The organism is Aquabacterium sp., from assembly GCF_004297345.1.
Lineage (GTDB): Bacteria > Pseudomonadota > Gammaproteobacteria > Burkholderiales > Burkholderiaceae_C > Aquabacterium.
The window spans coordinates 1-10,739 of the sequence record NZ_SCTN01000511.1; the positions used below are offsets into that span (position 1 = coordinate 1).

The 10,739-nt window shown below is 64.1% G+C and carries 11 protein-coding genes; 5 read left to right on the plus strand and 6 right to left on the minus strand.

The genetic code is table 11. The features are described 5' to 3' along the window. Positions 1 to 538, plus strand: a 538-nt coding sequence (locus EPO09_RS19785) for a GDSL-type esterase/lipase family protein (protein ID WP_290645882.1), incomplete at its 5' end; no start/stop codon positions are given. Here EPO09_RS19785 and EPO09_RS19790 read toward each other — a convergent pair. Continuing rightward, a complete protein-coding gene (locus tag EPO09_RS19790) occupies positions 532 to 1,608 on the minus strand; it encodes an AraC family transcriptional regulator (protein WP_290645885.1) in 1,077 nt (358 codons plus the stop codon). The two genes, EPO09_RS19785 and EPO09_RS19790, sit on opposite strands and share 7 nt — an antisense overlap. A gap of 86 nt (positions 1,609 to 1,694) precedes the next feature. Between EPO09_RS19790 and EPO09_RS19795 the strand changes: the two genes are divergently transcribed. The 3 genes from EPO09_RS19795 to EPO09_RS19805 are packed head-to-tail and all read left to right on the plus strand — an operon-like array spanning position 1,695 to position 4,620. Further along, positions 1,695 to 2,495, plus strand: a complete 801-nt coding sequence (locus tag EPO09_RS19795) for an SDR family oxidoreductase (RefSeq protein WP_290645887.1) — start codon at positions 1,695 to 1,697, stop codon at positions 2,493 to 2,495. Between the two features lie 35 nt (positions 2,496 to 2,530). After that, a complete protein-coding gene (locus EPO09_RS19800; protein WP_290645889.1) occupies positions 2,531 to 3,616 on the plus strand; it encodes a hypothetical protein in 1,086 nt (361 codons plus the stop codon). Positions 3,617 to 3,624: 8 nt separating this feature from the next. Continuing rightward, a complete protein-coding gene (locus EPO09_RS19805) occupies positions 3,625 to 4,620 on the plus strand; it encodes an NAD(P)-dependent oxidoreductase (RefSeq protein ID WP_290645891.1) in 996 nt (331 codons plus the stop codon). A 42-nt stretch (positions 4,621 to 4,662) separates the two neighbouring features. Here EPO09_RS19805 and EPO09_RS19810 read toward each other — a convergent pair whose 3' ends face one another. The 3 genes from EPO09_RS19810 to EPO09_RS19820 form a co-directional block, all read right to left on the minus strand. Continuing rightward, complete coding sequence (locus tag EPO09_RS19810) at positions 4,663 to 5,655, minus strand: hotdog domain-containing protein (RefSeq protein ID WP_290645893.1); 993 nt, start codon at positions 5,653 to 5,655, stop codon at positions 4,663 to 4,665. A gap of 84 nt (positions 5,656 to 5,739) precedes the next feature. Then, positions 5,740 to 7,215, minus strand: a complete 1,476-nt coding sequence (locus EPO09_RS19815) for a methyl-accepting chemotaxis protein (protein ID WP_290645895.1) — start codon at positions 7,213 to 7,215, stop codon at positions 5,740 to 5,742. A 99-nt stretch (positions 7,216 to 7,314) separates the two neighbouring features. Continuing rightward, a complete protein-coding gene (locus tag EPO09_RS19820; RefSeq protein ID WP_290645896.1) occupies positions 7,315 to 7,911 on the minus strand; it encodes a DUF1439 domain-containing protein in 597 nt (198 codons plus the stop codon). A gap of 158 nt (positions 7,912 to 8,069) precedes the next feature. On the opposite strand from EPO09_RS19820, the gene EPO09_RS19825 reads away from it, so the two are divergent. After that, entirely contained in the window at positions 8,070 to 9,554 is a 1,485-nt protein-coding gene (locus EPO09_RS19825) for a tetratricopeptide repeat protein (protein WP_290645898.1), read from the plus strand. Here EPO09_RS19825 and EPO09_RS19830 read toward each other — a convergent pair. Together EPO09_RS19830 and mnmA are read right to left on the minus strand one after the other, a co-directional pair. Then, positions 9,497 to 10,012, minus strand: coding sequence for a putative toxin-antitoxin system toxin component, PIN family (locus tag EPO09_RS19830; RefSeq protein ID WP_290645900.1), 516 nt, complete (start codon positions 10,010 to 10,012; stop codon positions 9,497 to 9,499). The two genes, EPO09_RS19825 and EPO09_RS19830, sit on opposite strands and share 58 nt — an antisense overlap. Continuing rightward, the coding region (gene mnmA, locus EPO09_RS19835) for a tRNA 2-thiouridine(34) synthase MnmA (protein ID WP_290645902.1) at positions 10,009 to 10,739 on the minus strand (731 nt) is incomplete at its 5' end. The genes EPO09_RS19830 and mnmA, both read right to left, overlap by 4 nt.

Consider the following 10,739-nt stretch of genomic DNA (forward strand, 5'->3'; position numbering starts at 1 on the left):
GGTCAGTGCCGCGATGTGTGGCAACCGCTTGTTATCGGATGCGCTTGTTCCCGTGCTGGGGCCGGCGGGCCTGAGCCGTTTGAGTCAGGACGTGTTGAAGGTGGCGGGCGCAACGGATGTGCTCATGCTGATTGGCATCAACGATCTGGGTTCGGCATGGACGCCTCGAGCAGACGAGCTGATCAACGGGATGAAGACGGCCATCGGGCAGTTTCGTCAAGCAGGTCTGCGCGTGATCCTGGGCACCTTGATGCCTGCGAAGGGCGCGTCAACGGGTTCGTTCTACCGCACGCTGGGTGACCGTGACATTGGTTTTTTGCACGGGCGAGCATCCGTGGACCGCGTGAGAAACGAGATCAACAGTTGGATTCGCCAGGGCGGGGCGGCCGATGGCGTGGTGGACTTTGATGCGGGCATGCGTGATCCGCAGGCGCCAGCCTATCTTCGCCCTGACTATGACAGCGGCGATCATCTTCATCCCAATGCAAAGGGTTATGAAGCCATGGCGGCTTGTGTCGATCTGAGCCTGTTTCAGTGAGCCGGCCCAGCGTGGCGTTGTTGTTGCCGCCATTGCAGGGGTGACAGGCTCGTCCAGCGCTTGAAGGCCCGTGTGAAGGCGCTTTGCTCGGAGTAGCCCAGCAGGGTGCTCACTTCGGCCAGCGTGAGTCGCTCGTCACGCAGGTGCAGCTCGGCCAGTTGCTGCAAGGCTGTTTCGCGCAGGTCCCTGAAGTTCAGGCCTTGTTCGGCCAGACGACGGTAGTACACGCGTGGTGAGAGGCGCAACTCATGGGCCACATGCTCCAGTTCGGGCATGCCTTGTGGCGCCATGTGGGCCACCACACGCTTGGTCATGTCACCCAGATCGCCAGATTGAGGCAACTGCGCCATGGCGGCGTCCACCTGTTCTTCCATCAACTTCAGCAAGGTGGGATCAGGCCGACGCAAGGGCGTGGCCAGCGTTTCCAGAGGGATCACCAGGCGGGTGATGGGCTGTGCAAAGCGTACAGGGCAGCCGAAGTAGCGGGTATAGGGGCGAGCGTCATCCGGTGGCGGGTTCACGAAATCCACGGCGGTCAACGGCAGGTTCTGGCCGCACAGGTCGCGACCGAACTGCACGATGCTCGTGATGCCCGTTTCGTCAAACAGGGCGCCGGGTTTGCCGCGCGCGATGCCCCAGCGCAGTTCGAGTTGCCCATCGACCAGGGCATGCTCGATCGGGTTGATGTCATGCACTAGGCGGTGGTAGCGCTGGATGCGCATCAGTGCCGCCCCCAGGTTCTCGCAAGCCAGCAGCACGTAGCCCAGGGCGCCGAGTTGAGCCGGTTGCACGGCCTGGCCCAGGTGCAGGCCCAGCAGCGGATCCTGCAAGCGCTCGGCAACCCTTAGCAGCAGCAGGCAATAGTCTTGCGCGGGCATGCGGCCCAGATGCGGCATGTCGTCCAGCTTGTAGCGTTCGGGGATCAGCTCGTTTGGCGCCACACCCTTAGCTTGCAGATAGCTGGCCAGCACCCGCAGAAAGGTCAGGGGGACCATGCCTTGAATCGCGTCCCGCTCGTACAACCTGGTGGGCAAGGGGCGGGTAGAGCTGGCGGTGGCGGGATGGCGCATGGATGAAATTGTTAAAAACATGGCCGATGGCGTCAAGACAGGTCAACCCTGGGCTCGCTATGCTTGGCATCAGATCAGGAGCGTCCATGAGTCAGACCACGAGCACCAAGAGCATCTTCATCACGGGGGCCGCCGCCGGCATTGGCCGTGCCATTGCCGAGCGCTTTGCCAAGGCCGGCTGGTTCGTCGGCTTGTATGACGTGGATGAGGCCGGCGTGCAGTCTTTGCTGGTGCATCTTGGGGGCAGCGCTTATGGGCATGCAGGCAGGCTGGACGTCAGTAATACCGATGACTGGGCCCACCAGCTGGAGGCGTTCTTCAAAGCTGCCGGCGGGCGTCTGGATGTGCTGGTCAATAACGCTGGCGTGTCGGTGACGAATTACTTCGAAGAGGCGGAGCTGATCCGCCATCACCGCCTGATCGACATCAACCTCAAAGGCGTGGTCAACGGCTGCCATCTGGCGCTGCCTTATCTGCGCCGCACGCCGCAGGCCCGCGTGGTCAACCTGTGTTCGGCATCGGCCTTGTATGGTCAGCCCATGTTGTCGACCTACTCGGCCACCAAGGCGGCCGTGCGCAGCTTCACCGAGGCGCTGGACATCGAGTGGCAACGCTTCGACATCCGCGTGGTCGATGTGCTGCCGCTGTTCGTCAACACGGCCATGGTGGCCAACGACGTGAGCAAGATGAAGACGGTGCAGACGCTGGGCGTGCGCCTGTCGGCCGATGACATCGCAGCGAGTATCTGGCGTCTGGCCCGGAGCTCGCCAGGCAGCCTGCCTGTTCACACCCCGGTGGGCATGCAGACCAAGCTGTTCTACCTGCTGTCGAAGCTGTCGCCGGACTGGATGAACCGCCTGGTCACCGCCCGCATGGCCGGCCACTGAAGACGCGCTCCTTTCCCATCCTTTAGCGAGTTCCCATGACCTTGACTTCGACGCCCATGCCGGCAGGCATGAAGGCGCTGGCCGACTTCGACCATGCGCGTGTCTCCACCAGTCCGCAAGTGCGCTTGCAGGAGGTGCGCCAGCGCGCCCAGGCACTGCACGAGCGCATGATGGCCGAGCCCGAGGTGCTGTTCTATCGCAGCTTCGACCTCATCCGCGCGCCTTATCCGACTTACTACGCCTTCTCCGGCGTGTTCGCGCACCGCGGGTTCAAGTTCCCCTTGATCCACCTGTTCAACAAGCTGTTCGTGGTGCAGTACCGCGATCACGACAAGGTACTGCGCACCTTGATGCTCTCGCCGACAGACCACGAGGCCAACCGCGAAACGCCTTTCTTCAAGCGGCTTGCTCAGGGCGTGCCGCGCAGCCTGATCAATGTGGTGGCACCGCAGTACAACACTGTGGAAGGTGCGTTGGCCGAGTGCGGCATCACGCCCGATCAGGTCGACTACATCAGCTACGACCACCTGCACACCCATGACGTGCGCAAGTGGTTGGGCTCGAAGGGCAAGCCTGGTTATTTCCCCAAGGCCAGGTTGCTGGTGCATCGTCAGGAATGGGCGTCCACGCAAGCCCTGCTGCCCATCCAGGCCGACTGGTACTGCCCGAACGGCATCGACGGCATCGCCCCGGACCGTGTCATCACCTTTGACAGCAGCCTCAGCTTGGGCCCGGGCCTGGCCTTGATCCACACTCCCGGCCATACCGAAGGCAATCACTCGATGGCCGCGCGTGTGCCCGATGGCATCCGCGTGACCAGCGAGAACGGCGTGGGCGTTGATGCCTACGAGCCGATGAATTCGCGCATCGATGCGGTCAGGCAGTATGCACAGCGAACGGGTGTCGAGGTCATCCTCAATGGCAACACGCTGGAGGGCAGCAACGACCAGTACATCTCCATGGTGCTGGAAAAGACCCTGGCCGGGCGTTCTGCCAATCCTGCGTATCCCAACTGCGCCACGTCCAGTGAGCGCACGCCTTTCTGGGCGTTCCCGGGTGATGTGGCCAGCCACTTGTTTGGCGAGGCGCACTTCGGGCAGGTTCAGAAACAGACAAAGTGAGTGCCAGCATGAACGAGCGTGAATTGACTGTACTGGTCACCGGTGGTTGCGGCTTTCTGGGGCAGGCACTGGTTAGCCAGATACTGGCCCGCACGGCATGGGCTGTGCGCGTGCTGGCCTTGCCCAACGAACGTGTGCCTGAAGCCTGGGGTGCGCGCGTGCAGATCTTGCGCGGTGACATCACCAACCCTGGTGATGTGGGCAGGGCTGCAGCGGGTTGCTCGCACATCTTTCACCTGGCTGCGCTCGTGGGCGATGCCGGCAGCTACGCGGCGCATGACCGTGTCACCGTGGGCGGCACGGCCCATGTGTTCGAGGCGGCCTTGCGTCACCGGTCGATCGTGGTGTTGACCACCAGCATCTGCTCGTACGGCGATGCGATTCAGCGTGGCGCGTGCGCAGAAGAGGCTCTGCCGGGCAAGCCGCAAGGGCCTTACGGCAAGGCCAAACAAGGCCAGGAGAGGCTGGCCTGGCGTTTCAAGGCACAGGGTGGTCGGGTGTGCATCGTGCGACCGGCCAATATCGTGGGGCCAGGATCCGGCCCGTGGTTGCTGGATGCGGCCCATGCCTTGCGCCAGGGCTTGCCCGCGCTCATTGGCGGGGGCCACGGCCATGCCGCACTCACGGTGGTCGACAACGTGGCGGACTTCATGCTGCTGGCCGCGCAAACGCCCGCCGCCTATGGGCAGGCCTTCAACATCGAAGACGACTTGCCCGTGACCTGGCAGCGCTACTTCAATGACCTGGCCACGCTGATGAAGGCGCCGCTGCCGCGTTCGATCCCGCGCTGGGCGGCGTACCTCGGGGCCAGTGTGGTCGAGCCGCTGTTCCGGCGCTTCTTCCAGCGCCAGCGCCCGCCGGTCACGCGCGAGGCACTCAACCTCATCGCGTGGGACAGCCACTTCCCGACCGCCAAGGCACGTGCCCTGGGCTGGGCACCGAAGGTGTCTTATGAGCAGATGTTGCAGGCCCTGGGCCAGGACATCCAGGCGCGCGGCCTGTAAGGCGCAGGCAGGGCAGACCTCAGTTGGCTGACGCGATGCTGATCAGCCTTCGTCGCGCGGCATCAGGCAATGGCCGCGTGCTTGCGCGACGGGGCGCTGCGGATCGTCCTGCCAGATCGACACCTGAACCAGTGCCACGCGGTTGCCCTGGCGCACGGTCGTGCCTTGCACGAAGGTGTCCGCCGGCTTGGCCGAGCGCATGTAGGCGATCGCGAAATCGATGCCGCGTGGTACGCCCTTGATGGCCGGGTTGGTGTTGGTCAGGTGCAGGATCATGGCCGTCTCGCCAAAGCCGGCCAGCACGCCGCCATGCAGTGCCGGCAGCACGGGATTGCCGATCAGCTCGCGCTTGAACGGCAGGCGGAAGATGGGGCCCGCGTCGATCTGCATCTGCTGGTGGATGTCGAGGAAGTCCACATACGGTGAGCGGCCGGGCGGCAGGGCCAGCGATTCAGGCACATCCGCGCGCTGGCTGATGAACACGGGGCTGGGCTCGATACTGGCTGGTGAGCTCAGGCTGGCAGCGGCTTGCGTGGGCGTCAGTGCCGCTTTGGCATCGGCACCGGCGGGGGCTGCTGCGGCCATGTCTTTGCGGCGGGTGTTGGCCGTGGCGCGCATGAAGGTCGCGTTCACGGTGGCCACGGGCTCGTCCTGACCGATCTGGAACACCTGGCCGCGCACAAAGCCGATGCTGCGCGACAGGCGGTAGCACTCGGCCTTGCACACCAGTTCGGTGTTGGCCATGGCCGGGCGCAGGTAGTCCATGCGCAGGTCCAGCGTGGCGATCGGTTCGGGCGTGTCCATCGCGGCACCCACGGCCAGGCCGCAGGCGGTATCGGCCAGCACGCTCAGGCAGCCGGTGTGGATCATCTGCAGTTCCGAGTCACCGGTCCAGGTGTCGCGGGCGGGCTGGTACAGGCTCACCGTGCCCTTGCCCAGCTCGGTCACCTTCATGCCCGATGCAACGGCGTAAGGAATGCCAGCGATGAAGGCGTCGGCCCAGGTGCTGCGGCTGTCGCCGGAAAAAATACTCATGATGCGAAAACCTGAAGAAGGCGAGGTGGACTAAGGACGAGGGACTAGGTGAAAACACTGAGAATCGTTATTGTCCACAACTTTTCAGGCGACCTGGAACTGCCCCACGGTCTGGACAAGTGCATTGGTCTCCTGGCGCACGGCGTCCACGGTCGCGGCTGACTCTTCGGCCAGGGCGGCGTTCTGCTGTGTGGCCTGGTCCAGCTGGCTCATGGCCTGGTCGATCAGGCTGATGCCGCTGGCCTGCTCGACCAGCGAGCCGTTGACCTCGGAGATCAGCCCAGAGACCTGTCGCACGGCCGATACGACCTCGCTCATGGTCTGCCCGGCCTGCGTCACCAGGTGCGAGCCCGATTCCACCTTGTCCACCGAATCGCGGATCAGCGTGGCGATTTCCTTGGCGGCCGAGGCGCTGCGTTGCGCCAGGGTGCGCACCTCGCCGGCCACGACGGCAAAACCGCGGCCTTGCTCGCCAGCGCGGGCGGCTTCCACGGCGGCATTGAGCGCCAGGATATTGGTCTGGAAGGCGATGCCGTCGATCACGCTGATGATGTCCGAGATCTTCTTGGACGACTGCAGGATCTGCGACATGCTGGAGACCACCTCGTCCACGGTCTGCCCGCCTTGTGCGGCAATCTGCGCGGCCGATGAGGCTTGGTGATCGGCCGTCTGGGCGTTCTGCACGCTCTGCTGCACGGCGGCCGTCAGTTGCACCACGCTGGAGGCGGTCTGCTGGATGGTCGAGGCTTGTTGCTCGGTGCGCTGAGACAGGTCGCCATGGCCGGTGGCCACTTCGTCCATGCTGTGGGCCACGGCTTGCGAGCGCTGGCGCACGTCGCCCACCACCCTGGCCAGGCCGTCCTTCATGTCGGACAAGGCCTGCATCAACTGGCCCATCTCATCGTCGGAATGCACCGCCACCGGGCTGGCCAGATCGCCAGCCTGGATACGGCGTGCCGTCTGCAGCGCTTCGCCCAACGGCGCCAACGTAGCCTGGCGAATCAGCCAGAACGCGGCGCACAAGGCTGCAATGCCCAGCAGGTTGGTCGCGATCACGATCATCTTGACCACCTCGACCGCCCTTTGCACCATCGGGCCGAACTGGTTGGAGTTCTGCAGCACCTGGGCCATGTCGGGCTGGATTTGCTGGATCAGCTCGGGCGTGACCGGGCCGCTGGCGGCTTCAATCAGGCCGCGCAGGTGCGCCAGATCCTTCATGTCCTTGTGCGGCACATCGATCACATCGCCAAAGCCGATGAGCCTAAACGCCCATTGCTCGACCGTGAACAGTTCGTAGTCCACATGTGCGGCGATGTCGTCCGCCTTTTTGATGGAGGTCAGCAAGGCTTCGCGGGTGAGGGGGCGTGCGGCCGGTGCCACGGTCGCCATCTCCAGATCGTGTGCCATGGTGACCACCACCGCCATGTGCTCGCGCTCCAGGTAATGGAACAAGGCGCTCTTGCTCAGCAAGCGGATCCCCAGCAGCACGACCAACGACACGGCCAGGACCGTGCACAAGCCGCCTACAAACTTCTGTCTCAATGTCAAACGTCCACCCATGACTCGTTCCATTCGGAAATGTCCACGTGGTGGTTTATCGGACGTTCTCCCTGATTCTTCAGGGGTGTTTGCGCATCATGGGCGCCTCAAGGGCGTGGATCAAGGGCGCGGGATCAGGTGCACGGCCAGGCCGGTGTGCGTCACGGCGATGTCCTTGACCTGGTAGCCCAGGCGGTCAGCCGTGCGCAGGTCTTCCGGTTTGAGTTGGTGAACCGGGTAGTCGTTGAGCGTTTCTTCTACCAGCTTGGCGCCCAGGTTGCTCAGCGCGCGCTGGTACACAGGCGGCAGGCCCTCCACGGCCACTTGCTCGATGCGGGGTTCGTTCAGGCGCAAGGTCAGGTCCTTGGGCTCGAAGCGCAGGCCAAAGCTCAGCGTCACCTTGCCCTTGTATTCCTGCCCCATGAGCAACTCCCTGGCCGTCAGGTCCACACTGGCGGACACCCGGTTTTTCTCCTCCTGCAGATCCAGCGTGGGCAGGGCGGCCGTCACGTCCAGCAGCTTCATGAGCCGCTTGGTAGTCGGGAACTGTTTGCCCAGCTTGGTCAGCAGCTCTTCCCGGGAGATCTCGACCGTGCGCGGGCCCAGCAGCGAGGCGCAAGCGGCCAGCATCACCGGGATGGCCATCGCCATGAGTGCGGTGCGGCGGCGCAGGCCTGGTGTTGGAGGGGGGGCGCGACGGATGGATGGTGACGGCATGTTGGCGTTTGGGAATGGTGCGGGGTGCCTTGTAGCGCAGCAGCGCAATGGCCATGTTGGAGCATGAAGTATGCGCGTTGCCATCGGGCTTCATTCAGGGCAAAGCGTTGGCGCGGGCGGGTATGCTGGTGCATCCCGGATGATGTGCGCCCTGTTGCATGAACAACTTGCCTGCCCCTGGCATCGAGCCCTCTGACCTCGCGCAAACCCAGCAAGAGGCGCAAGCCGCCTTTGCCATGGGTGTGGCGCAGCAAAGCGCCGGGCAGGTTCAAGCCGCCATGGCGAGTTTTCATCGCGCCTTGGTTTTACAGCCAGACATGGCCGAAGCCTGGTCCAACCTGGGCATGCTGCTGGAAGACTCACAGCAGTGGGACGAGGCCGCATCGGCGTATCAACAAGCCTTGCAGCACGCACCCGCGCTGTTTGCTGCCTGGCTGAACCTGGCCACTTTGCAGGCACAGCGCCTTCAGTTCGATCAAGCCGAAGCCAGCTTCCAGCGTGCCATCCAGTTGCAGCCTGAAGATCCGGCCGTGTGGTCCAACCTGGGCGCCATGCTGACCTGCATGCGCCGTGAGGATGATGCCCTGGCCTGTCTGCAGCAAGCCTTGCAACTGGATCCTGGTTATGACAAGGCCCGCTTCAACCTCGGTTATCTGTTGATGCGCCAAGGGCACCTGCGCGAAGGTTGGTTGTGCAATGAAAGCCGCCCCTTCCCTCATGAGTTGCAAGCCAAGCTCGGCATCACCCGCTGGATGGGCGATGCGCTGCAAGGCCGATCGATCCTGATCGCGCCGGATGCGGCGCACGGGGATCTCATCCACATGGTGCGCTATGTGCCTGTGCTCAAGGCCTTGGGCGCAGGCCGTATCGGCATCTGGGGGCAGCCCGCCTTGAAGCGCTTGTTGCGCGAAGTAGATGGCCTGGATGACTACTTCGCGCTTGATGAACCTTTTGCCCCGGCTGCATGGGATTGCTGGGTGCCTTTGATGAGCTTGCCTTATGTCTGTGGCACCACGCTCGACACGATCCCGGCGCACCTGCCTTATTTGCACGCGGACCCGGTGCGGGTGGCGGCACGGGCGGCGCAAGGCATGGTGCCGAGCGCTCACGCAGACGTTGAGCATGCCAGGCCCGCGTTGCGCGTTGGCCTGGTGTGGCGCGGCAACCCGGCGCATGAAAACGATGCGCAGCGCTCATTGCCCTCACTGGTGAGCCTGGCGCCTTTGTGGCGCGTGCCGGGTGTGCGCTTCTTCAGCCTGCAAAGCGGTGCGGGCAGTGAAGAGGCCTTGTCACCACCCGCCGATCAGCCTCTGGAAGCCTTGGCCGAGCCGCTGGGCGATTTCCATGAGACGGCCGCAGTGGTGCGCAACCTGGATCTGGTGATTGGCGTGGACACGTCGATGGTCCATCTGGCCGGCGCCTTGGGCCAAGCCGTGTGGGTGCTGCTCAGCGACTACAAGACCGATTGGCGCTGGATGGACGATCGCGCTGATTCCCCTTGGTACCCCGGCGTGATGCGCCTGTTCCGCCAGGATGCGGTCGGACCGCAGGCCGGGCAGTGGGCGCCTGTCATTGAGCGCGTGGCTCAGGCCTTGTCCGAGCTGGCCGCGTCGGGTGTATCGCCCGCAGGTGAGGCGCGCTGAGCATTCTGGGTCGCTGCATAGGTCTGCAGGCTCATCACGTTCACGCCGCGTGTTCTGGCTCGCCGTGCCAGCTTGAGCAAGGCGGCATCCTTGCTGAACAACCAGGTGGCGCCCACGTGCAGCGCCAGATCGATGAAGACCTGATCGTCCGGGTCCTTGCAGCGGAACGGGCCGCGCGGTGGTTCGTCCACGAACTCGGCATGCTGGAACACCGTCAGTGTCAGCATCGGGTCAGGTAACCAGGCCTTGAGGTAGCTGCGCGGCCAGACCTGATGCCATTCCTGCTCCATTGAGGGGGAGGCGATCCAGCGCATGCGGCCTTCCAGGATGGCTTGCGCGATGGGGTGCGCTGTGGGGTCCTTGAACACGCGCCAGTCCAGCAGCGCGTTGGTATCGAGGATGACGATGGGCAGCGTGGATGCCGGCGTCTCGGCCCGCACCGGGGGCGCGTCACTCATGCTGCACTGGCGATCACGCCACCACCCAGGCACACGTCGCCCTGATACAGAACCGCCGATTGCCCCGGCGTGACGGCCCACTGCGCATCCGGGAAGCGCAGGCTGATCGTCTTCACGTCAGCGGCGTCTACCGAGCAAGGCGCATCGGCCTGGCGATAGCGTGTCTTGGCGCCCACGCCTTGCGCGCCAAGGGCAGGGCCTCTGCCATCGACCCAGCTCAGGTCATCGGCCACGAGCGTGTGTTGCAGCAACCAGGGGTGATCGTGGCCTTGCACCACATACAGGGTGTTGGTGGCCATGTCCTTGCGGGCCACGAACCAGGGGTCGTGCTCGCCACCACCGCGCGGGGCGCCTTTTTCTTTCACGCCACCAATGCCAATGCCTTTGCGCTGGCCCAGGGTGTAAAAACTCAGGCCCACATGCTCGCCCAGCTTGCGGCCCCGGTCGTCCTTGATCAGGCCGGGCTCGTTGGCCAGGTAGCGGTTGAGGAACTCGCGGAAGGGGCGCTCGCCGATGAAGCAGATGCCGGTCGAGTCCTTCTTCTTGGCATTGGGCAGCTTGATCTCGGCGGCGATGCGGCGCACCTCCGTCTTGGGCAGTTCACCCACGGGGAACATCGTTTTGCTCAACTGCGCCTGGTTCAGTCGGTGTAGGAAGTAGCTCTGGTCCTTGAGCGGGTCCAGGCCTTTGAGCAACTCGAAGCGTTGGCCGTTGTCATAGGCTGCAT

Coding starts and splice junctions, on each gene's coding strand:
- EPO09_RS19825 (WP_290645898.1), top strand. CDS start 8,070: ATGAACAACTTGCCTGCCCCTGGCATCGAGCCCTCTGACCTCGCGCAA.
- EPO09_RS19830 (WP_290645900.1), bottom strand. CDS start 10,012: ATGAGTGACGCGCCCCCGGTGCGGGCCGAGACGCCGGCATCCACGCTG.
- EPO09_RS19815 (WP_290645895.1), bottom strand. CDS start 7,215: ATGGGTGGACGTTTGACATTGAGACAGAAGTTTGTAGGCGGCTTGTGC.
- EPO09_RS19795 (WP_290645887.1), top strand. CDS start 1,695: ATGAGTCAGACCACGAGCACCAAGAGCATCTTCATCACGGGGGCCGCC.
- EPO09_RS19820 (WP_290645896.1), bottom strand. CDS start 7,911: ATGCCGTCACCATCCATCCGTCGCGCCCCCCCTCCAACACCAGGCCTG.
- EPO09_RS19800 (WP_290645889.1), top strand. CDS start 2,531: ATGACCTTGACTTCGACGCCCATGCCGGCAGGCATGAAGGCGCTGGCC.
- EPO09_RS19790 (WP_290645885.1), bottom strand. CDS start 1,608: ATGCGCCATCCCGCCACCGCCAGCTCTACCCGCCCCTTGCCCACCAGG.
- EPO09_RS19805 (WP_290645891.1), top strand. CDS start 3,625: ATGAACGAGCGTGAATTGACTGTACTGGTCACCGGTGGTTGCGGCTTT.
- EPO09_RS19810 (WP_290645893.1), bottom strand. CDS start 5,655: ATGAGTATTTTTTCCGGCGACAGCCGCAGCACCTGGGCCGACGCCTTC.